Annotated in this window: 19 protein-coding genes, 1 tRNA gene and 1 riboswitch; of the genes, 12 read left to right on the top strand and 8 right to left on the bottom strand. The window is 45.5% G+C overall.

Annotation, left to right across the window (positions count from 1 at the left end):
- Window position 1: 1 nt before the first annotated feature.
- The 3 genes from MU515_RS03860 to MU515_RS03850 form a co-directional block, all read right to left on the bottom strand.
- Window positions 2-1111 (bottom strand): NAD/NADP octopine/nopaline dehydrogenase family protein, encoded by a 1110-nt coding sequence (locus tag MU515_RS03860; RefSeq protein WP_260259032.1) that lies wholly within the window; start codon window positions 1109-1111, stop codon window positions 2-4.
- A gap of 183 nt (window positions 1112-1294) precedes the next feature.
- A complete protein-coding gene (locus MU515_RS03855; RefSeq protein WP_260259031.1) occupies window positions 1295-2242 on the bottom strand; it encodes a LysR family transcriptional regulator in 948 nt (315 codons plus the stop codon).
- 286 nt (window positions 2243-2528) lie between these two features.
- Window positions 2529-2604 (bottom strand) — tRNA-Asn (locus MU515_RS03850).
- Window positions 2605-3151: 547 nt separating this feature from the next.
- Between MU515_RS03850 and uvrB the strand changes: the two genes are divergently transcribed.
- The 3 genes from uvrB to luxU all read left to right on the top strand — a co-directional run bounded on the left by uvrB (window position 3152) and on the right by luxU (window position 7194).
- Window positions 3152-5182 carry an excinuclease ABC subunit UvrB gene (uvrB, locus tag MU515_RS03845; RefSeq protein ID WP_260259030.1) on the top strand — a complete coding sequence of 677 codons (2031 nt, stop codon included), beginning with the start codon at window positions 3152-3154 and terminating at the stop codon, window positions 5180-5182.
- Window positions 5183-5455: 273 nt separating this feature from the next.
- Complete coding sequence (gene luxO, locus MU515_RS03840; protein WP_260259029.1) at window positions 5456-6850, top strand: quorum-sensing sigma-54 dependent transcriptional regulator LuxO; 1395 nt, start codon at window positions 5456-5458, stop codon at window positions 6848-6850.
- A gap of 5 nt (window positions 6851-6855) precedes the next feature.
- Window positions 6856-7194, top strand: coding sequence for a quorum-sensing phosphorelay protein LuxU (gene luxU, locus MU515_RS03835; protein ID WP_260259028.1), 339 nt, complete (start codon window positions 6856-6858; stop codon window positions 7192-7194).
- On the opposite strand, the gene MU515_RS03830 is transcribed toward luxU, so the two are convergent.
- Window positions 7180-8067, bottom strand: coding sequence for a YvcK family protein (locus MU515_RS03830; RefSeq protein WP_260259027.1), 888 nt, complete (start codon window positions 8065-8067; stop codon window positions 7180-7182). The two genes, luxU and MU515_RS03830, sit on opposite strands and share 15 nt — an antisense overlap.
- Window positions 8068-8259: 192 nt before the next feature.
- Window positions 8260-8395: riboswitch (molybdenum cofactor riboswitch) on the top strand.
- Here MU515_RS03830 and moaA point away from each other — a divergent pair.
- From moaA to udp, 9 genes are all read left to right on the top strand, one after another.
- Window positions 8384-9373: a GTP 3',8-cyclase MoaA gene (gene moaA / locus MU515_RS03825; RefSeq protein WP_260259026.1), complete on the top strand. Its 990-nt coding sequence runs from the start codon at window positions 8384-8386 to the stop codon at window positions 9371-9373. It overlaps the preceding riboswitch by 12 nt.
- A gap of 70 nt (window positions 9374-9443) precedes the next feature.
- Entirely contained in the window at window positions 9444-9956 is a 513-nt protein-coding gene (moaB, locus tag MU515_RS03820) for a molybdenum cofactor biosynthesis protein B (RefSeq protein ID WP_260259025.1), read from the top strand.
- 12 nt (window positions 9957-9968) lie between these two features.
- Window positions 9969-10448, top strand: a complete 480-nt coding sequence (gene moaC / locus MU515_RS03815; RefSeq protein ID WP_260259024.1) for a cyclic pyranopterin monophosphate synthase MoaC — start codon at window positions 9969-9971, stop codon at window positions 10446-10448.
- Window positions 10445-10690 (top strand): molybdopterin synthase sulfur carrier subunit, encoded by a 246-nt coding sequence (moaD, locus tag MU515_RS03810; RefSeq protein WP_260259023.1) that lies wholly within the window; start codon window positions 10445-10447, stop codon window positions 10688-10690. The genes moaC and moaD overlap by 4 nt, the downstream gene beginning before the upstream one ends.
- Window position 10691: 1 nt before the next feature.
- Complete coding sequence (moaE, locus tag MU515_RS03805) at window positions 10692-11147, top strand: molybdopterin synthase catalytic subunit MoaE (RefSeq protein ID WP_260259022.1); 456 nt, start codon at window positions 10692-10694, stop codon at window positions 11145-11147.
- Between the two features lie 243 nt (window positions 11148-11390).
- On the top strand, window positions 11391-11807 hold the full coding sequence (locus MU515_RS03800) for a CBS domain-containing protein (RefSeq protein ID WP_260259021.1): 417 nt from the start codon (window positions 11391-11393) through the stop codon (window positions 11805-11807).
- A 66-nt stretch (window positions 11808-11873) separates the two neighbouring features.
- On the top strand, window positions 11874-13331 hold the full coding sequence (locus MU515_RS03795; RefSeq protein ID WP_260259020.1) for an MATE family efflux transporter: 1458 nt from the start codon (window positions 11874-11876) through the stop codon (window positions 13329-13331).
- 57 nt (window positions 13332-13388) lie between these two features.
- On the top strand, window positions 13389-15698 hold the full coding sequence (locus tag MU515_RS03790) for a zinc/cadmium/mercury/lead-transporting ATPase (protein WP_260259019.1): 2310 nt from the start codon (window positions 13389-13391) through the stop codon (window positions 15696-15698).
- Window positions 15699-15938: 240 nt separating this feature from the next.
- On the top strand, window positions 15939-16697 hold the full coding sequence (udp, locus tag MU515_RS03785; protein ID WP_260259018.1) for a uridine phosphorylase: 759 nt from the start codon (window positions 15939-15941) through the stop codon (window positions 16695-16697).
- A 67-nt stretch (window positions 16698-16764) separates the two neighbouring features.
- Here udp and MU515_RS03780 read toward each other — a convergent pair whose 3' ends face one another.
- From MU515_RS03780 to metG, 4 genes are all read right to left on the bottom strand, one after another.
- Window positions 16765-17580, bottom strand: coding sequence for a hypothetical protein (locus MU515_RS03780; RefSeq protein ID WP_260259017.1), 816 nt, complete (start codon window positions 17578-17580; stop codon window positions 16765-16767).
- Between the two features lie 186 nt (window positions 17581-17766).
- Window positions 17767-19671 carry a DUF3857 domain-containing protein gene (locus MU515_RS03775; protein ID WP_260259016.1) on the bottom strand — a complete coding sequence of 635 codons (1905 nt, stop codon included), beginning with the start codon at window positions 19669-19671 and terminating at the stop codon, window positions 17767-17769.
- Window positions 19668-20747: a hypothetical protein gene (locus MU515_RS03770; RefSeq protein ID WP_260259015.1), complete on the bottom strand. Its 1080-nt coding sequence runs from the start codon at window positions 20745-20747 to the stop codon at window positions 19668-19670. The genes MU515_RS03775 and MU515_RS03770 overlap by 4 nt, the downstream gene beginning before the upstream one ends.
- 199 nt (window positions 20748-20946) lie before the next feature.
- Window positions 20947-23007 (bottom strand): methionine--tRNA ligase, encoded by a 2061-nt coding sequence (metG, locus tag MU515_RS03765; protein ID WP_260259014.1) that lies wholly within the window; start codon window positions 23005-23007, stop codon window positions 20947-20949.
- Window positions 23008-23033: the final 26 nt, after the last annotated feature.

Below are 23033 nucleotides of genomic sequence, written 5' to 3'. Positions count from 1 at the left end.
TTTAGTTAACGAAGTCCATAATTTCTTGAGCGGACTTATTGTCTAACCCCATGAGTTTTAAAGTTCTTCCACTTTCAAAGTAGTTGGTATCGTTGTAAGCATTATCGATATGCAAACACGAGGTAATAATTGGCGTGCTAATCTCCAGTAATTGTGCGAATTCGTAGCAAGGAACTAACAAATAAGCGGCATCTTCGGTGATATAACGATTGCTGGCTGAACTCGGTGCGCTGTTCAATTTACCGTGAGTTTCTGAGGTGCGGTTTACTTCGTATACGCTCTCGCAGTCCATCGCGTATAGAGCATTCATCGCATTGAGTTCAGGTTGTAGCTCAAGACCTAGCCCTGCACCAATAGACTGGCGCTCTGCTTCCATCGTGGCTGCCGCTTTGGCGGTGGAGACCGAACAACAATCTTTGTAGTAATTGAACTGGCCGTCGAAGTTTTCCAGTAACCCCATATTTAGGGTAGTGAGCAGCGGATGACCACCAAAATTAATGTTCTCTAACCCTGCTTCAATAACATTTCTCAATGGTCTAAGTGGCAACGGCATCACAGGTTGAAGCCTTTCTATCGCGCTATCAATGCGACCTGCCGGAAAAGCAGCAACTGGGAGAAACTGTTTCATACCTAGGATGGCAATCTCGGCTGGGCCCACAATACGCGTCGCCCACGGGATAGAAATTGCGTCTACAAAGGTTACGTCAAGCGCTTCGTAGCCCTGTTCGTGCTTGATGCGATTGAGGACTAATGAACCATAATTGCCTGGCATTAGCATGATAATGTGTCCATCGCGCAGATGGGGTAGCATCTCGATGAACAAGGGTTCTTGAGCAAATGACGGAACGGGCAACACAAGAATATCAGAGTATGCGAGTGTCTCTGCTAGGTCTCGCGTGACTTTATCGCATTGCTCAAATCCCGCGTAGATAAGTGGCGTGTCGTTAAAGTGTTCTAAGGCACGAATGCCGCCGTGTTGTTCGATATCTGTAAGAGGTTGATCAAATCCAGGAGCTCCGTATAAGCATACGTCGGCACCGTTAAGTGTGAAGTGGTAGGCCGCTGTAAGACCAGCATTGCCAGACCCGATGACTGACACACGAGGTTTCATAAATCTTTCCTTATTCATGTCTGATTGAACTGCTTATCCAGACTAAGGAAGAGCGGCGCTTAATCGCCAATGACAAAGTTGTAGACTAGTATGCAAAAAGGTAATGCTTGTAGATGGTTTTGTTTTTAATTGACTGAAAAGTTTGAACTTTATTTACATTTTCTAGTTGGCTTAGTTATCCGGTTAACTGTGAAGTTGCGCTTCCAGTGGCTCATTGAGGTCTCGCATTGGGCCAATTTTTAAGTAGATATCCATTTGGTCTGCCAGCAGCATAAAGTGCTCGATGAACTGCTGAGCGTGACGATGGATTGGTTTAAGAGCTGGGTAGAGAATATCGAACTCAAAGGGCAAGCTGAACACGAGCGGGCGCATCACGACGTTAGCATGCTCACTCTCGATGTGAGCGGTAAATGGGTCCGTTATTGCAATCCCAATCCCTTCACGAACCAAAGCCGCCGCGGTGCTGGCGAGTGAGACTTCAATTTGTTCGATAGTTGATAGGTTGTAACGGCGCAGCAAGGCGTCTACGCGTCGTTGGGTGATGTCTTTCTCATGGCGAATTAATACTTGTCCAGCGATGTCATACAGGTCAATCACTGTCCGTTTGGCAAGCGGGGAACTGGCTGGGATCAAACAGACTGACTCACACTCCACTTTTTGTGCTTTGACTCCGGCAAGGTGTTCGTCGACAAATGCGAAGCCGATGTCGGTGGTCTGGCTTTGGACTCGGTGGACGACTTCTTCAGAGCGGTAGGTTTTAAAGCTGATTTTCATCTTGCCGGTTTGTTTTAGAAACGTCGCTAATATTCGCGGTAGAAAGGCATTGGAAAGTAGTGGCATAGCCGCGATATTCAAACTACCAAAGTGACGAGAGCGAATCGAGGATGCGGATTGGGACAATCCGGACATCGCGTCGAACACTTTTGCGACTTCAAGATAGAAGGCTTGCCCTTCATCACTTAATTCAAGACGGTTACCTTTACGAATAAACAACTGAAAGCCGATACGTTGTTCTAATCCCGATATCAAACGACTGACGGCCGGTTGACTTAAGTTCAAGCGTTCAGCTGCGGCAGTCACCGTTTGGCATTCAACGACTGCTTTGAACGCGTTCAACTGGGCGAGTTTCATAAGGTAGGGTTTCCGTACACAACATTAAGGTGGATATACGTTAACAAAGCGACTTAGTTTTGTCGCAAAGCGAACTCAGTTCTATGAGTTATATTGTCAAAATTATCATTTCCCCCTGCTCTGATTGGTACTTCATAAGTAAGAGCATGCGAATAGCGAGACTATTTATGAATCAAAACGGCTAAGCAGGAACGGGGGAGAAAAGAGAGCAAAAGACTGTAATTACATGAAATTGTGATATTCAGATACGAAAAAGCCGCATACGATGATGCGGCTTTTCTGAATTTGGCTCCCCCTGCGGGACTCGAACCTGCGACATACGGATTAACAGTCCGCCGTTCTACCAACTGAACTAAGGGGGAATTGCTTTAAAGCGGTGCGAATATTAACGAGAGGGTGAAAAAGTGTCAATAGTTGTGCGCTAGAATTCGATGAAATTCGCCAACTAAAATTGCTTTACTTTTCGCTAAGCCTTGCCGTGTATGGGCTAGGTTTACTTATCCACCAAATTTGTGGATAAGTGTGTTAATGAATTCTTAGCAAAAAAAGTTATTCACAAAACTGCCTTTTATTGACCAAAAATCAAACAAAAAGATCGAGCGGTAATCTATTGTAAAATAAGGCTTCAATAAGAAATAAGATCAAAAAACAATCAAAAAGGTGAAAAGTGATCTTCTGCGAGATAGCACACAATTTACGGTTTTTGTGTATAAGCTGTGTATTGAAAAATGAGATTTTTAGGAAGGGATTCCCAGTAGGGCGAAGAATATTATCAGGTTCATCATCTCGGATCTAGCGATATTGAAGCGTTTTGGACAAAACAGGCAATAATTTTTTATCTAGCTCTTGAGTCTGTATATATATACAGACAAAATAGAGCTTCTGCTGCGAATTTACTCTGAGGATACTATGAGCAAACTGTATGAGTTAGTCTCTGACTATAAACCATCGGGCGACCAACCGACTGCAATCGCGAAACTGCTTGACGGTTTAGACTCCGGCCTTGCCCATCAGACGTTGCTCGGTGTTACTGGCTCGGGTAAAACTTTTACTTTGGCTAATGTCATTGCAACTGCTCAGCGCCCAGCTATTTTGCTTGCGCCCAATAAAACCTTGGCGGCGCAGCTGTATGGTGAAATGAAGTCATTCTTTCCTAACAACGCGGTAGAATATTTTGTTTCTTACTACGATTACTATCAGCCAGAAGCGTACGTACCCACTACCGATACCTTTATTGAAAAAGACGCCTCAGTTAATGCTCATATCGAACAGATGCGTTTATCAGCGACTAAAGCCCTGTTAGAGCGTAAAGATGCCATCATCGTGGCATCAGTATCGGCGATTTATGGTCTTGGCGATCCTCAGGCTTATTTACAGATGATGCTGCACATTCGTCGTGGCGACATTATGGATCAGCGCGATATTTTGCGTCGTCTAGCAGAGCTACAATACAGTCGTAATGACGTGGCATTCGAACGAGGCCAATTTAGGGTGCGCGGGGAAGTGATCGATATTTTCCCTGCTGAATCGGATCAAGATGCGGTTCGTATCGAAATGTTCGATGATGAAATTGACTGCATTAGCGTATTTGATCCGCTCACCGGTGCCATCAAACAACGAGATTTACCTCGTTTCACTATTTACCCTAAGACTCACTATGTGACGCCGCGTGAACGTATTTTAGACGCGGTAGAAAACATTAAGGTCGAGTTAGAGCAGCGCAAAAAGTATCTTCTGGATAACAACAAATTGCTAGAAGAGCAGCGCATTAGCCAGCGTACTCAATTTGACATTGAAATGATGAACGAGCTTGGTTTCTGTTCTGGCATTGAAAACTACTCCCGTTATTTAAGTGGACGCAGTGAGGGTGAGCCACCACCGACTTTGTTTGATTATTTACCTAATGACGGCTTATTGATTATCGATGAGTCTCACGTCACGGTGCCACAAATTGGTGCCATGTTTAAAGGTGACCGTTCGCGCAAAGAGACGCTGGTGGAATTTGGCTTCCGTCTACCTTCTGCGTTAGATAACCGTCCAATGAAGTTTGAAGAGTTTGAATCTATTGCACCGCAAACCATCTTTGTCTCGGCAACCCCAGGCAACTATGAGCTAGAAAAATCAGATGGTGATGTTGCAGACCAAGTGGTTCGTCCTACGGGCTTGTTGGATCCACTTTTGGAAGTTCGCCCAGTGGCGACTCAAGTCGATGATCTACTTTCTGAGATTCGTATTCGAGCGGCCAAAGATGAACGTGTACTGGTGACAACACTTACCAAACGTATGGCTGAGGATTTAACCGAGTACCTAACTGAGCATGATGTGCGCGTTCGATACCTGCACTCAGATATTGATACCGTGGAAAGGGTAGAGATCATTCGCGATTTGCGACTGGGTGAATTTGATGTGTTAGTGGGTATTAACTTACTGCGTGAAGGTTTAGATATGCCGGAAGTCTCGCTAGTGGCGATTCTTGATGCGGATAAAGAGGGCTTCTTGCGTTCAGAGCGCTCTTTGATTCAGACCATTGGCCGTGCTGCGCGTAATGTGCAAGGTAAAGCGATTCTCTATGCGGATCGAATTACAGGCTCAATGAAGAAAGCGATGGATGAAACTGAGCGTCGCCGTGAAAAACAGCAAGCTTATAACGAAGAGCAAGGTATCACACCACAAGCACTAAAACGTAATATCAAAGATATTATGGAACTGGGCGATATCACCAAATCGAAAAAGCAGCGTAACAATAAGCAAGTTCCATTGTCGAAAGTGGCTGAGCCTTCTCAAGACTATGCAGTGATGTCTCCTCAAGAGCTAGAGAAAGACATCAGCAAGCTGGAAGCGCAGATGTATCAGCACGCGCAAGACCTTGAGTTTGAACTGGCTGCCGCGAAGCGTGATGAGATTGAGAAGTTGCGTGCGCAATTCATTACCAATAGCTAGTTGGTATTGGGGCTGAATTTTAGGCAAAAAAATAGCCAATAGAAATACGTTCTATTGGCTGATATTTGTGAATACTAAGTTCACTAACAACGTCAGTTGGCTAGGTGACCCTTGAGGGTCAATATACATATAGCATCATTCGTGCCAGTTTTAGATGTGATTTTGCTGGCCAATTTCAGCCGATTACTTTCTTTTACAGAGTTTTATTTGCAAATTGCAATGCGCAATGCAATGATTTAAACAAATTGCAAACGTTTAATCATTGGCTAGGTTATGCAACATAATAATGAAACTCAAAAGTCCAAGTACCTTTTAATGGTGGAAGATACCGTCTCCGTCGCGGCGCTGTATCGTTCCTATCTGACGCCTTTAGGTATCGATATCAACATAGTGGGTACTGGTAGAGAAGCCATTGAAAGCTTAAGTTTTCGCACGCCTGATCTGATCTTACTCGATTTACGCCTCCCTGATATGACCGGTATGGATGTGTTGCACTCTGTGAAGCAGCAACGCCCTGATGTTCCAGTCATTTTTATGACTGCTCATGGCTCGATTGATACTGCGGTAGAAGCGATGCGTCATGGTGCGCAGGACTTTCTAATTAAGCCGTGTGAGGCTGACCGACTGCGTGTCACAGTCAATAACGCTATACGTAAAGCCACCAAATTAAAGAATGAAGCAGATAACCCCGGTAACCAAAGTTATCAAGAGTTTATCGGTAGTAGCCACACCATGCAAGCGGTCTATCGCACCATTGACTCCGCAGCTGCAAGTAAAGCGAGTATTTTTATCACCGGCGAGAGTGGTACGGGTAAAGAAGTGTGTGCAGAGGCCATTCACGCGGCGAGTAAGCGCGGGGATAAACCGTTTATTGCGATTAACTGTGCAGCCATCCCTAAAGACTTGATTGAGAGTGAGTTGTTTGGTCACGTAAAAGGCGCGTTTACTGGCGCAGCGACTGACAGGCAAGGGGCGGCAGAGCTCGCAGATGGTGGTACTCTGTTCCTCGATGAGCTGTGTGAAATGGATTTAGACTTGCAAACTAAACTGTTGCGATTCATCCAAACCGGTACCTTCCAAAAGGTAGGCTCTTCAAAAATGAAGAGTGTAGACGTTCGCTTTGTTTGTGCGACCAACCGTGACCCATGGAAGGAAGTTCAGGAAGGGCGATTCCGTGAAGATTTGTATTATCGCTTGTATGTTATCCCGCTTCATTTACCGCCTTTGCGTGAACGCGGTGAAGATGTCATTGAAATTGCATACTCCTTGCTAGGATTTATGTCCAAAGAGGAAGGCAAAGACTTTGTAAGGCTTGCCCCTGATGTTGTAGAACGCTTTGCTCGTTATGAGTGGCCAGGTAATGTTCGACAATTGCAAAACGTATTACGTAACGTGGTTGTATTGAACAAAGGCAAAGAAATTCAACTTGATATGTTGCCGCCACCACTAAATCAGCCGAGTGATAATCCGATCACAGCCACTATTCAAGAGAGTGGTATTCTGTCGGTGCACGATATTTATCCTCTTTGGGTGACGGAAAAAAATGCGATAGAACAGGCGATTAAAGCGTGTGATGGCAATATCCCGAAAGCGGCCGGTTATTTAGATGTGAGTCCATCAACCTTATATCGTAAGTTACAAGCATGGAATGCAAAGGAAACTCAGTAACAGCTATGGAAGTACTAAATTCAGTCAAAGTAGAACAATTGGGCAGTGAAATAGGCGCAGATAATGTGCCGGTTTTATTAGAGATTTTCTTGGGTGAATTGGCCCAATACATTGCTAATTTGCAACAATGTTCATCAAACCAAGATGCTTACTTGCGTGAGATAAGCCATGCGCTGAAAAGTAGTGCGGCTAGCTTTGGCGCTGAAGCCTTGTGCGCATTAGCCAATGAATATGACGCTGCGGGGAAGTCGGGTGAAGTGCTCAATGCCGATCAGCATAAGCAACAAATGTTGTCGCTGCTCAATGAGACAGAGCAGCGATATAAAGATTTACTCAGCCAATAAATCGATGATAGCTTGATGCAGTTTATCGCGGTCGTGACGCCAATCTCGGTTGGGTGATGCCAGTTCAGTGGTGGTACAGTTCCACTCTTGCAGTTCAGGGTGTGGAGTATCACCCAATACCACATCTAGTTTCCGGCCGTAGCACGCGCGCTCACACCACTCTAGTTTTTCTCGTAACGTCATTCGACCCGCAGGCCCGTATTCAGGCGATAGGTTTTCGACAAACACCAATTGCGCGGTTGCATTATTGCAGATTGCACGGCCGACTTCTGGTAGTAGAAGCGGTGGCATCACACTGGTCAAAAAGCTGCCCGGGCCGAGAATGATCATATCGGCTTGCTCAATGGCCATGACACCTTCTTTGGTAGCAGGAACTTCTGGCTCAAGGTCTAGACGCAATAAATCTTGTGTCATCTCATCGACGCTAGTCTCTCCGGTCACCCATTTGCCTTCTTTAGAGAGCGCTCTTAAATCCGATGGGTGCTCCGACATAGGCACGATATTGACATCGACCTTAAGCATGTTGCGAATCAGATTAATCGCATCCAATGGTCGAACGGATAAGTTATCTAGTGCGGTTAGCATCAAGTTACCAAGGTTATGGCCATCGAGCTCGCCTGCGCCTTTAAAGCGGTATTCAAACATCATTGAACTGATGGAAGGCTCCGTGATGAGCTGGTTAACGCAATTACGAGTATCACCCCATGCGATGCCGCCTTGGCAGTGACGAATACGACCCGTTGAGCCACCGTTATCTGTGGTGGTGACAATACCAGTCGCATTGCTAGAGAAATCTTTTAGCGCAGCAAGCATGCGTCCAAGACCGTGGCCGCCACCGATCGCGACCACTTTGTTTTTACGATATACACTCATTAGTTTTTTCTTATTTTGTCATATCCATCTACAATTTAAGTTAATCCATTTACTACTGGTACTCAATAGTAGGTAATTTGCGCCCAAAGCACGATTTTTTCGCCTAGAGGGTGGAATCACTTACAATTATTAAGTATTTTATCGGTCAGCTACTGTTGATTCTGAAGGGTTTATCCCATTCGTTGATTGCAACAGTTGCCATAACTCCGAGCTCTATTCGCTAAGTTCCCATGAATAAGCGCATAAAGCCAGTGACAAGTTGTCACAAGGGCATAATTGGAAATGATTATGCCTCCCGTGTTTGGAAAGGTGTTCCGTGGCGCAACAATTAGAAGATAAATTTCATCGCAAGTTTTATTACTTGCGTCTCTCTGTTACAGACGTTTGTAACTTCAAATGTACCTATTGTTTACCTGATGGCTATAAGCCTTCGGGGCAGAAAAACTCGTCTTTTTTAACCCTACCAGAGATCAAACGTGTCGTAAGAGCGTTTGCAGATTGTGGTACGTCTAAAGTGCGTATTACTGGTGGTGAGCCGAGTTTACGCAAAGACTTTACTGACATTATTGCCACGGTAGCCAATACCGATGGTATCCGCAAAGTTGCGACAACCACCAATGGTTATCGCATGGAAAAGCAAGTTGCTGAGTGGCAGCAAGCAGGTCTTACTCATATAAATGTCAGTGTCGATAGTCTTGACCCACGCCTTTTCCACCAAATCACGGGTGAGAACAAATTCAATCAAGTGATGGCGGGCATCGACCGCGCATTTGAGGTTGGCTATAAGCAAGTCAAAGTGAACGTGGTATTGATGAAGCACTTCAATGCGCATCAATTGCCGCAGTTCTTAGAGTGGATCAAACACCGTCCTATTCAATTGCGTTTTATTGAATTAATGCAAACGGGCGAGATGGATGATCTGTTTAAAGAGCACCATGTGTCAGGTGTTGCGATTCGCAACCAATTGATGGCGCAAGGTTGGTTACTCAAAGTTCGTGAAAAGAACGATGGTCCTGCTCAAGTCTATTTTCATCCGGATTATGAAGGCGAAATTGGCCTGATTATGCCGTATGAAAAAGGCTTTTGTGAGAGCTGTAACCGACTGCGTGTTTCTGCACTTGGTAAGCTTCATTTATGCTTGTTTGGTGACCACGGTGTTGAGCTGCGCGATTTGCTCGAACACGACAGCCAAGAGCCACAATTGATTCAACGAATTCAAGATCAGCTGCAAACCAAATCGGTAAGCCATTTCCTTCATGATGGTAATGCCGGTATGACGCCTCACTTGGCGTCGATTGGCGGCTAATTTTACAATCCCAAATCATTTGAGCCAGATGACTGGCCAATAATAAATATCATAATAGGTAGGTGAGCACATGGGTCATGCAGAGAGCAAGTTCCAACCAGCAAACATCGCAGTTCTAACCGTTTCAGATACACGTACAGAAGAAAATGACACTTCAGGCGGCTACTTAGCTGAACAGGCAAAAGGTGCAGGCCATAACGTAGTAGACAAGCAGATCGTAATTGATGACATGTACAAAATCCGTGCGATTGTGTCTCAATGGATCGCTGATGAAAACGTTCAAGCGATAATGATTACTGGTGGTACAGGCTTTACTTCACGTGATAGTACTCCTGAAGCACTTAAGCCGCTGTTTGACAAAGAAGTTGAAGGCTTTGGTGAGTTGTTCCGTATGGTTTCTTATGAAGAAATCGGTACATCAACGATTCAATCTCGCGCGATTGCAGGCTTTGCTAACCACACAGTAATTTTTGCTATGCCGGGCTCAACCGGTGCATGCCGTACAGGTTGGACGAAAATCATTAAGCAGCAGCTTGATGCAAGCCACCGCCCTTGTAACTTTATGCCGCATCTAGCGATTTAAGTTGGAGGGTGCATGAGCCAATTTACTCATATTAATGCCTCTGGCGAAGCAAACATGGTTGATGTGTCAGCTAAGGCTGAAACTGTGCGTGAAGCGCGCGCTGAAGCTTTTGTGCACATGGCGCCTGAAACGCTAAACCTGATTACTTCTGGTCAGCATCATAAAGGTGATGTATTCGCGACCGCACGTATTGCTGGTATCCAAGCGGCTAAGAAAACTTGGGATTTGATCCCACTGTGCCATCCTCTGCTTTTGTCGAAAGTAGAAGTTCAGCTCGAAGCCATTGAAGCTGAAAACATGGTTCGTATTGAATCTGTTTGTAAGCTTGCGGGTAAAACTGGCGTTGAGATGGAAGCGTTAACTGCGGCGTCAGTGGCGGCTTTGACCATTTACGACATGTGTAAAGCAGTGCAAAAAGATATGGTAATTGGCCAAGTTCGCTTACTAGAGAAAACCGGTGGTAAGTCGGGTCACTTTAAGGTGGAAGCATGATTAAAGTTTTATTCTTCGCCCAAACTCGCGAACTGGTTGGGATTGATGAGCTAGAGCTGACACAAGAGTTTACAACGGTAGAACAGATTCGCGCTCATTTGTCTCAACAAGAGGGTAAGTGGGATTTGGCACTAGAGCCGGGTAAGCTACTTGCTGCTGTGAATCAATCTATTGTGCCGCTGGATCATCCGGTAACACAAGGCGATGAAGTCGCTTTCTTCCCACCCGTAACCGGAGGCTAATATGGACTCTCGCGTAGCGGTAATGGTTGAAGATTTTGATGTTGGTGCTGAATATCAGCAACTGGCGCAAGGCAGTGCATCAGGCGCAGTGGTTACTTTTGTTGGCAAAGTTAGAGACATGAACCTTGGTGATAATGTCACAGGCTTGTCACTGGAGCATTACCCGGGGATGACGGAAAAAGCTCTGGCGGAAATCTGTGATGCAGCTGAAAAGCGTTGGCCACTGCAGGGCGTACGCGTGATTCATCGCGTTGGTGATTTAGATATCGGTGATCAAATTGTATTCGTGGGTGTGGCAAGTGCACACCGCGGCGCTGCATTTGAAGCGTGTGAGTTTGTGATGGACTATCTAAAGACCAAAGCTCCGTTTTGGAAGAAAGAGCGCACGACAGAGTCAACACGCTGGGTCGACTCGCGTGATTCAGATGCCAAAGCGGCAGAGCGCTGGCAACAATAGCTTCGTAACTTAAACGATTTTTAAGCGGCCACCAGAGTAATCTGGGGGCCGTTTTTTTATCTGAACGCGGCGCTGCTTATACCGATTTATACGCTCTCAGCAATAGCGATAGATTTTGCCTATTAGAAAAATTGTCGCTTCCCATTTAGTAAAATCAAGAAATTAGACGACACTTAGTTTAAGAGACAAATCTCTCAGTATTGTTTGAATAATGCAATGTCGGTTGTACATAAGGAGACCAACATGGAATCGCTAAAAGTAAGAGATTATATGACACTGCAAGCGGTGACGTTTAAACCAGAAATGTCGCTAAGTGCAGCTTTAGATAAAGTGATGGGATCTGATTATCTTGGTGGTCCAGTCATCAATGAAAAAGAAGAAGTGATTGGCTTTTTGTCAGGACAAGACTTGTTAGAAAAATTGATCAAAGTGAGTTACTTCTGCCAAGATACGCATATCGTCAGTGATTGTATGCACCCAGAAGTGCTTTCAGTATCGCCAGATATGAACATTATCGAGTTAGCGGAAATGATGAAGATAGGTAAGCCTAAAGTTTACCCCGTTATCGATAATGGACGGTTGGTCGGTATTATTACTCGTAAAGATGTACTTCGAGCGATAGCGAAAAACATCGATGCGTGTTTTAAGCATCCAGTGTAGAATGGGGTACGGATAAAAGGCGCGCAAAGCGCCTTTTTCAGTTTTAAGGCTAATGAAGAGAATAACATGAGCGATCAAAGTGCCAAATTTCTAGAAGGTTCAACCATGCGTCATATATTGGTGATGTCTGGTGCGGGGTCTGTTGGATTAATGGCCTTGTTCGTGGTCGATCTGCTCGACATGTTGTTCATTAGTATGCTTGGTCAAGTGGAACTCGCGGCTGCCGTCGGTTTTGCGGGTACGCTGATTTTCTTCTCAACCTCGATTTCTATCGGTACTTCGATTGCGATGGGAGCATTGGTTTCCAAAGCGATTGGTGCTAAGCAAACCCATCATGCGCGGTCACTCAGCACTAGCGTAATGTTTACGGCGTTTTTCATTAGTAGCTTGGTATGTGCGGTTATGTATTGGCATATTCCTGAACTATTAGCCGCTATCGGGGCAAAAGGTTTAGCAGCCGAGCGCGCTCAAGCTTACCTACAAATATTATTGCCAAGTGGCCCTGTGCTTGCACTGGCAATGGCCGCAGGTGCTGGTCTTCGTGCAGCAGGGGATGCTAAGCGCTCAATGTGGGCAACCTTATCGGGCGGCATCGTCAACGCTATATTGGACCCTATCTTTATCTTTGTTTTCGATTGGAACGTGGAAGGTGCTGCTATCGCATCAGTGTTTGCGCGTTTCACGGTATTGGGCTTCTCACTTTATCCATTAATTCGAGTGCATCAGTTGGTTGCGCCATTTGCGTTTTCCGCTTGGTCGAACAATCTTAAAGCCATTTTGACCATCGCTATCCCCGCGATTATCACCAATATCGCCACTCCAATTGGCAACGCGATTGTTACCTCGTCTATTGCTCAATTTGGTGAGAACTTTGTTGCTGGTTTTGCGGTGATAGGTCGAGTTACGCCAGTTTGTTTCGCGGTGATTTTTGCCTTGTCAGGAGCTGTTGGGCCGATCATAGGTCAAAACTTTGGTGCTGAGCGCTACGATAGAGTGAAAGAGACGTTGTATAACTCATTGATCGTTACCACGCTGTACACCATTTTGGTCTGCATCATTCTTTATTTTGTCCAAGGTTGGATAGTCATTGGCTTTAGTTTGACGGGCGATGCGGCACTGATTGTTACGACCTTCTGTACGTTTGTGGCGATCAGTTTTGTGTTTAATGGCGCGCAGTTTGTTGCCAACACTTCATTCAACAATTTAGGTAAGCCACTTTACTCCACGGCATTGAACTTGGGTAAGGCAACGCTTGGTACGTTACCTTTTGTTCACTTTGGCGCTTTATGGTTTGGTGCTGAAGGGGTACTTTATGGGCAAGCATTAGGCAGCACTTTGTTTGGTCTGATCGCCACTTGGGCATTACATCGCCATATTGTGCAGCTTACCGAAGGCAGCGAATTACCAATCGTTGAAGATGACCCATCGATTACCTGCGTTAACTCGCAACCGTTTTGCAGTCATGATGCTGTGTTGATTGATGAAGTGGCGGTAACAAGCGAAATCAATGAAAAATCCGCTTGACCTTGGAGTCGTATCCAAGGTTTAAGCTATTGGTGTACCTAGGAAGGAGATTCTCGTATGTGCACCAAACATGATGCGTGCCGCTCAGATAAAATCGCGGCCAACCCTGCGCAAGCTGGCTCTTGCGCTAGTCCAAAAATCACCACGATTAAGATGGCCACTGCCACTGCCACTGCGTCAAGCGGTGATTGCTGTAGCTCTCAGAGCTGTAGCAGTAATGCTGACCCAACCGATGAGGAAAGCGACTCCGGTCTTTCCAATACTGCAAGATTTACTCAAAGCTGGAAGATTGAAGGGATGGATTGCCCTGCCTGCGCGCGTAAAGTTGAAACTGCGGTGCAGAAAATCTCTGGCATTTTAGAAGCCAAGGTATTATTCGCGACTGAAAAACTCGTGATTAAATCGAATGATTTAGCGATTGCACCTGTCATTGAACAGGCAATCCTTGATGCTGGTTTTACCTTCAGCGACCCGAATCAAAAGTCTTCTCAGCCGAAGCCGTCAGGTTGGCTGCATATCTTGAAGCAAAATGGCCAGATTATCGCGATTGCCTCTGCCATGGCGGTCGCTGGTCTTATCAAACCTGCGTTTCCACAAGTCAGCGAATGGTTGTTTATTATTACCTGTTTGGCTGGTTTGTATCCTATTGGTAAGAAAGCGATATCGCTAGCGAAAGCAGGTACGCCTTTTGCCATCGAAACCTTAATGAGCGTGGCTGCATTAGGCGCGTTATACCTGGGTGAAAGTGTTGAAGCCGCGATGGTGTTATTGCTGTTTTTAATCGGTGAGCGATTAGAAGCATTTGCGGCATCTCGCGCTCGAAGTGGTGTGCAAGCCTTGATGGAACTTGTGCCTGAAACCGCAATTAAAATTGTCGATGGTCAGCGTGTTGAAGTGAGCGCGAGTGAGCTAACCCTTGGCGACGAAATTGAAGTTGCGCCCGGTGCACGACTACCTGCCGATGGTAAATTAATTGGCGATGCGGCCAGTTTTGATGAAAGCGCGTTAACCGGTGAATCTATTCCTGTTGATCGCTACAGCGGTGAATCTGTTATGGCTGGCGCTGTAGTGGTGGATAAGGTTGTTCGTCTAACGATTACTTCCAAGCAGGGTGAAAATGCGATTGATCGTATTTTGCATCTCATTGAAGAGGCTGAATCTCGTAAAGCGCCATTGGAGCGTTTCTTAGACCGCTTTAGCCGCTGGTACACACCTTTGATGATGTTAGTGTCTCTGTTTGTGATTATTACGCCACCGTTGTTGTTCGCTCAGCCATGGGAAACATGGGTATATCGTGGTTTAGCTCTGTTATTGATTGCCTGCCCATGTGCCTTGGTTATTTCCACTCCTGCGGCGATTACCTCTGGTCTAGCGGCAGGAGCACGACGAGGTGCGCTAATTAAAGGTGGCGCTGCGCTTGAGCAATTAGGTCGTGTAGAGACCATCGCATTTGATAAAACCGGGACTTTAACCAAAGGCAAACCGGAAGTGACTGATGTGGTCGCGATTGGTGAGTACAGCCAAGCCATTTTGATTGAAAAAATCGCGGCAATTGAAGTGGGCTCTAGTCACCCGCTGGCTGTTTCTTTGGTCAAACGTGCGAAACAGCAGGCAATTGTTCTCCCTGAAGCCGAAGACAAACAAGCCCTTATTGGTAGCGGTATTCAAGGTAAGGTTGATGGCATCCTTTATCGCGCGGTTGCGCCAAGTAAGCTTGATATTTCGCTAGACTCTATTATAAGCGAGCAAGTAGAGCAGCTTGAAAACCAAGGTAAAACGGTGATCGTCGCTTTGGAGCAAGAGAAGGTGATGGGGTTGATTGCTTGGCAAGATACATTGCGTGAAGATGCTAAACAAGCGGTCAGCGTGCTAAACAAACTCGGTATTCATTCAATCATGCTAACGGGCGATAACCCTCGCAGCGCAGCGGCGATTAGCTCGATGATTGATATCGATTATAAAGCGGGCTTGTTACCACAAGATAAAGTCCACTACGTTGAATCGCTCTCTGCTCAAGCGAATGTAGCTATGGTTGGTGATGGGATTAACGATGCTCCAGCAATGAAAGCGGCGAGTATCGGGATTGCAATGGGAGGAGGCACCGATGTCGCGCTTGAGACGGCTGATGCCGCTATTACCCATAATCGCCTGACTGAGTTAGCTGGCATGATTGAATTATCCCGTGCGACGCTCAACAACATTCGTCAAAACATCTTTTTGGCGCTTGGGCTGAAAGGTGTATTTTTAGTGACGAGTTTATTGGGTATCACCGGCCTGTGGGTTGCTGTGTTAGCTGACAGCGGAGCAACCGCTTTGGTGACTCTTAATGCGCTTAGATTGCTTAAATTTAAGTCAAAGCAGGTATAACATTCTCACCAGATGAAAAGGTAGCCCCCACTGGGCTATCTTTTTTATGCAATAAATTGTGCTTACTAACCATTGAATTGTGATGCCAAACGTTTTTATGTGTAAATGAAAGAAATGTTACTCTGCTGTATGTGATTGCAATCACTCTTTATCAGTGGGGAGTTGGTTAGAGTAATTTGGTACCCAATGATTCTATCGAGCGAACCCAAACAGAGAGTTTGCCGCAATAAGGAGTTTCCTATGTCTCAAGCTGTATTCCACCTAGGTGTTACTGAAGCTGATCTTGCTGGTGCTACACTGGCGATTATTCCTGGTGACCCAGCACGCGTTCAAAAAATCGCAGAAGAAATGGAAAACCCAGTTTTTCTAGCAAGTCATCGCGAATACACACTTTACCGTGCTGAGCTTGATGGTAAACCAGTTGTGGTTTGTTCTACTGGTATCGGTGGTCCATCAACGTCTATCGCTGTTGAAGAGTTAGCACAACTTGGTGTTCGTACTTTCCTACGTGTTGGTACAACAGGTGCGATTCAACCACACGTAAATGTGGGTGATATGATTGTTTCAACAGGTTCTGTTCGCCTTGACGGTGCAAGCCTACACTTTGCGCCAATGGAATTCCCAGCAGTGGCTGACTTTGATGTTGCAACAGCAATGAAAGCAGCGGTTGAAGAATCTGGCGCGCCAGTCCACATGGGTGTGACGGCTTCAAGCGATACTTTCTACCCTGGTCAAGAACGTTACGACACCTTCTCTGGTCGTGTTGTTAAGCGTTTCCAAGGCTCTATGAAAGAGTGGCAAGATATGGGTGTGCTGAACTTTGAAATGGAGTCAGCAACGCTACTTACCATGTGTGCAAGTTCTGGTCTTAAAGCAGGTTGTGTTGCAGGTGTAATCATCAACCGTACTCAAAAAGAAATCCCAGATCATGCAACACTGAAAGAGACAGAAGCTCGCTCAATCAAAGTGGTTGTAGAAGCTGCGCGTAAGATGCTTTAAGCCTCTCGCTAAGAATCCAATCCAATAACGTATTCTTTTCCTTTAAGCCACCTTCGGGTGGCTTTTTTTATTGGCTGGGCGCAAGCTCTGGCAATGGCTGATGGAGGCTTTCACTCAAGTCACTTAGCATATTGTCATACACGGCCGCGATGAGCGATGAGACATTGCTGGTCAGCTGGTACAGCTGCTGGTTATCAATAGGCAATTCATCTTCTTGAATAATACTCTTAAGTAACTGCTGAACTTGATCACCTTGCGGAGAACGGATTGGTAAAGCACTAATCAAACTCAGGTGGTCGAGCTTGTGTAGCACTTTATCGCAGTAATACTTTATTCTGAGGTGACCATTTGGCTGGTGGCTCTCTTGGATACAAATCCTCAGTTGGGTTAGCACTTCCATGCTGTCGAGCACCTGCTGCCAGTTCATGTGGTATTCATCACTGAGATCGTGACGGCCTGATTCAATCAGCCATTCGAGCGCTAGGTCATCAATCAAAAACATGCAGTGACGAATCGCAGTACCATGGATGCGCTGATTTCGGCCGATGCTGCGTTTGGTCCACTCAGTTTGAAGCCCATTAAGCTTAAGCTGGAGTACCCGATACATGGCTTTGTTATCAAACGCGGCGAGCGAAACAAGCTGGTTAGAAACTTGAGTGAGCTTAAGTTGTTGAGCTGCGACTTTAGCCTCACATGCTCTTGTATCATCTTGATTTAATGCATGGTGAGTCATTGCCCGGTGTTGGCGACACAGCAGCAATACTTCCCTTAAGGCGATGAGAGTATTAAATCTTCGCTCTATGGAAATGGTTCGCTGTGTGGAAAGGAAATAAACCAAGCCCAACACGGCAAATGAAATTATCAATGAAATTATAACGAACATGGCAGACTCCTTTCTCACCATCACGTTTATCCGTCGTGATAGTTTTACTCAGCAGAAAGAGTGCCAATATAAAAGATCTTATATTTCAGGGTATTGTGTTTTTGTTGTCAGGAAATTGCGCCAGTTTGGTGCAATCCATCACAATGGTGGGGAGAAAAGCGCGGCCTTGTACCGCGCTTGGTAACGTTACTGTCTTATCCCGGTAAACTTAATTTCAGCATGCTTGTGTAGCAAGGTTAAGAAGCGATTGAAGTGTTCTAACTCTTGGCTAGTGATCATTTGTGCCGGGATTTTTAGCTGAGTGATGACTTTCAGTTTCCCTGTATCGGTTTTGTCTATCTGACGATTCATGCTGCCGTAGCGATGCTTAAAATCAAACGTCGAAGGCAGGTAGTCGAGTTTCCACGGGCTATTGGAGAGGTCGAACTCATACTGGCTTGTTACTTTGATGCCAGAGAAGTACTCGCTGTGCCACTCATTACGTAAATGCATAGAGTCCAACTCATGCATCAACCAAGAATCGTATTCCGTGTACTCAAGTAATTTAGCGTCAGGTTCAAGAAACGGATCATACTCTGTGTGAGATTCGATAGTCAGTGAACGGTTCATATCATCCACATGCGCAAGAGTGAAGTTTGGTTCGGCTAGCCCGCTGACTTCGTCTTGATATTCGTAGAGCAAGTGATCTTGTCGCTCTTGATTGTTGAGCGAAGCAAGCTCTTGACGGTAGTAGGCCGAATATTCGCCAAAATAGCTGCGAGTTTGATGCTCTTTTTGACCACCTTGAGCATTGAAAGCTAACCGGATATCACTATTAAAACGCCAACGATAGTCATTTGATGCAATCTGTTGAGGTTGGTGATTCTCTTTGAGTACGAGGTTGGCTTTACCTTGTATCCATGTTGGAGTGGTTTTCCAGTCGGTTAAATTATCTGTTGGATCCAGACAGTAGCGCTGTGACGACAGATCAAAACAGACGACCACATGATTGAAATGCCCCATCGCAGGTAACAACATTGAGCTGTGATTGAATCGGTCGGTATCCACTAAAACTAAATCTGATTCGATACCAGCTTTGGCTAGCAGAGCTTTAAGTAAGGTTGATTTATCTTTGCAGTCACCGTAGCGGTTACGCAGCGTTTCTTCGATAGTGTGCGGCGTTTGTGCGTGTTCTGCTTCAGACATCGAAACATAGCGAATGTCACGGGCGACAAAGTGAAGTAAGTGACCAATCTTATCTTCGATGTGCATAGCGTCGTCTGTGAGTTTCTGATAGGCCTTGTCTAAGCCTTCGGTGTTGGTTTGTGCATGGTTCATCGCTTGGCTAGCTTTATCGACCACTTGCTGCCAATTGGTGAAATCTGAAATCTCTATGCGGCCAATATGATCCTGCCAGCGGGTCGCGTTGTCATGCTTATAAGCGGCAATGCTTTTACCTTGGCAGTGAAATCCTTGGGCGAGATCGTTACACACCACATCTTTAGTTTGTGCGCGCCACTGCATCACTTCTTCATCTGACCACTGCGCCGACAGCAGATACTCTTGAATAGGGAATGAACGTTGAGTGTAGCTTTGATGTGACCAATGACGATTGTCTTTCGGGCGCTCAGTGGTCGTTTTGTAAGTGACAATCGATAGGCTCCCCTCTGTGAGTGAAGGCAGCGGGATAAGCAGTTGCTGCTCATCAGTGAAGGTATTTTCACTGTGAGTATCAAGTCGTTTGGTTAGTTTAGGGTCGACAGTTGCGATATTGCCGTCTGGGTCTAGCGTCATTGCCGCCACAATTTCAACTTGTTGCTGATGTTGGTCGAAGTAAACAGATTTAGAGCCATAATCATCAATATCAATAAAGCTTGGGTAGTAATCGATCACTGTCGTGGTTCGCACCACCGAGTCAGGATTAATTTCAAACTGTTGCTGATAGGAAAGCCGAGTTAATCCAGCATCATCTGCCAACTCTGCCTTAAGTCGATTGGCATGATTAATAAGAGCTTGCGGTGCAGCCAAGTCTTGTTGCCAAGTCACGTTGTTTGCAAAGCTTAAAGGGCTGAAAGCTAACAGTACCGTCGTTGCGATGATCAGTGTTTTCATAGTGGCTTAAACTCCTCAATCATCTGGTAGAACTCATCATTGTGTAGTTTGAACTCATATTCCGGTGCGCTGTATATGCCGATCAATTCATACACTCGTTGTTCGGTTTCAAGCAAAATCGAGATGCCCACTTCTTCTTCATTGATTGAGCGGCCTTTACAGATAAGCTCAGATTTAACGGTCATGCTATTGGGTAACAGCTTCTTATCTTGGGTACACGATGTGACGGATATATTCTCTTCCAACCATGCGCGACGTTCATGTAAATGGGCGTCGATAGACTCTAGATTGTCGTAGCTAAATAGAATTAAGTGCGTTGATAAATTTGGCCCACCAAACTCTGCATCCGCAGTGCCATCTGAGTAAGTGCCAATTTCTGCTTGGTACCAACCTTCTTCTACAAAAGTCAGTTGAACGCGCTGGTCATTCGAGATGGTATAAGTTTGGTTTGCATCGAAGCGTGTTACGTCTTTAATCTGGTAGAACTCGACCAACTCATAACCGGTGGTAAAGATGTACAACGGCACGATGGTGAGACTAAATAGCCAACGAAAAACTTTCTTTATAATGTTCTCAGGATTCCAATCTACATTATCTACGGCATGTTTTAGCGCCGCTATACGTTGTGCGAATGAAGCGAAACTGGCTGACCAAATCAGCAGAACGATAAAGTCTGTCCACAGTGGGGTTGAAAGCTTGGCTGAAACTGTCAGGTAAATATTACTGAGTATCATCACCACAATGGTGGCAATGTGCCATTTCGAAGGATGTGGAGATTGGTGCTCAGCTTCAAGTCGGTTTAAAGCCGAGTGCAACTTCGGCAAGCTGAAAATGGAAATCAGCGGCGATAAAGAAAATATCCAAAGCCAAGGAGTAAAGCGCTTGCCACCGATTTTATTCAGTTCACTGGTGGTGCGAATAAGATAAAAAATCGAATAGAAACTAAACGTCGAAAAGGTGAGTAAAAACTCCCAAGTGAACGAGCGTGTTTGGTTCAGCGTGATACGAGGGCGCTCGCTTGGCGTTGGCGCAGATGACGGCAGATTTTCTGAATTGCTAATGGTCGTGTCAGACATGAGATTAAATCCTTGTATTTCGCAGACACGCTAAAGGTTTAATTTATATATATCAATACCTTCTATAGAAACAAGTGATGTGATGCATAGCAATTCGATGAATTTGTTAGCACAACTCCCGGCATTGCACGGGTTTAAGCCTAAAAAACAAAAATCCCCGCATTAGCGGGGATTTTCAATTAGAGCGTTAAACCCAAGGTTACATTACGCGCATACCTGGTTGAGCGCCTTCGTGCGGTTCAAGAATCCATAGCTCGCTACCACCAGGGCCTGCTGCTAGGATCATGCCTTCAGACATACCAAACTTCATCTTACGAGGTTTCAGGTTAGCTACCATTACGGTTAGCTTGCCTTCTAGATCTTCAGGTTTGTACGCTGATTTGATACCAGAGAATACCTGACGAGTCTCACCACCGATGTCTAGTTGGAACTTAAGCAGTTTGTTTGCTTTTGGCACTTCTTCACAAGAGATAATACGTGCAATACGCATATCAACTGCGGCAAATGCGTCGAACTCGATCTCATCAGCGATTGGATCTTTATCAAGCTCAGTTTGGCTTGCTTTGTTCTTTTCTGCTTCCGCTTTTTCTTTCGCTGCCATTTCAGCCGCGGCATCTTCTTTTGATGCTTCGAGCATCGCTTCAACTTTCTTAGGATCAATACGGTTGAATAGTGCTTTGAACTTAGTGATCTCGTGATCAACAAGCGGAGCAGCAACGCCTTCCCAAGTCAGTTCTTGGTTCAGGAATGCTTCTGTACGTGCCGCCAGTTCTGGCATGACTGGTTTTAGGTAAGTCATTAGAACGCGGAATAGGTTGATACCGACAGAACAGATGTCTTGCAGCTCTTGGTCTTTACCTTCTTCTTTCGCCACAACCCACGGTGCTTTTTCATCAACGTATTGGTTTGCTTTGTCCGCTAGTGCTGTGATTTCACGGATAGCACGGCCAAACTCGCGAGTTTCAAATAGCTCAGCAATGCGGTCAGCTGCTGCTGCAAACTCGTTGTATAGCTCAGGTTCTGCGAAGTTAGCAGAAAGCTTGCCTTCAAATCGCTTAGAGATGAAGCCAGCGTTACGAGAAGCTAGGTTTACAATCTTGTTTACTACGTCAGCGTTTACGCGCTGAGTGAAGTCTTCAAGGTTAAGATCTAGGTCGTCGATACGGCTGTTTAGCTTCGCTGCGTAGTAGTAACGTAGACATTCTGGATCTAGGTGGTCAAGGTAAGTTGCTGCCTTGATGAAAGTACCTTTCGATTTAGACATCTTCGCGCCGTTAACCGTTACGTAGCCGTGTACGAATACGTTGTTTGGCTTACGGAAACCACTGCCTTCTAGCATTGCAGGCCAGAATAGTGAGTGGAAGTAAACGATGTCTTTACCGATGAAGTGGTAAAGCTCAGCTGTGCTGTCTTTTTTCCAGTACTCATCGAAGTCTAGGTCGTCACGCTTGTCACACAGGTTTTTGAATGAACCCATGTAACCGATAGGCGCGTCTAGCCATACGTAGAAGAACTTGTCTTTCTCGCCTGGGATTTCAAAACCGAAGTATGGCGCATCGCGTGAGATATCCCACTGTTGCAGGCCAGACTCGAACCACTCTTGCATCTTGTTCGCTGTTTCAGATTGCAGCGAGCCAGAGCGAGTCCACTCTTGTAGCATGCTTTCAAACTGAGGCAAGTCGAAGAAGAAGTGCTCAGAATCTTTCATTACTGGAGTTGCGCCAGAAACAGCAGATTTAGGGTCAATCAGTTCTGTTGGGCTGTAAGTTTCGCCACAGTTATCACAGTTGTCACCGTATTGATCGTCTGACTTACACTTAGGGCAAGTACCTTTTACGAAACGATCCGGTAGGAACATCTCTTTCTCAGGGTCAAATAGTTGAGAAATCGTGCGGCTAGAAATAAAACCATTCTTCTTAAGTTGAAGATAGATGTGAGACGCTAGCTCGCGGTTCTCTTCTGAGTGAGTGCTGTGGTAGTTATCAAAGCTGATATCAAAGCCAGCGAAGTCTTTTTGGTGCTCTTCGCTAACAGCTGCGATCATCTCTTCTGGTGTAATACCCATCTGCTGCGCTTTAAGCATGATTGGTGTGCCGTGAGCATCGTCAGCACAGATGAAGTTTACAGTGTTGCCGCGTAGGCGTTGGTAGCGAACCCAGATGTCTGCTTGAATGTGCTCAAGCATGTGACCAAGGTGAATCGAACCATTAGCGTACGGAAGGGCACAAGTTACCAGTAATTTACGTGGATCGTTTGCCATACTTAATAATCGCTTTTTGATAGGTA

It is taken from the genome of Vibrio intestinalis (assembly GCF_025195085.2).
GTDB lineage: Bacteria > Pseudomonadota > Gammaproteobacteria > Enterobacterales > Vibrionaceae > Vibrio > Vibrio intestinalis.
The sequence above is the reverse complement of the archived record's forward strand: the minus strand, read 5'-3'. Positions and strand labels throughout refer to the sequence as shown.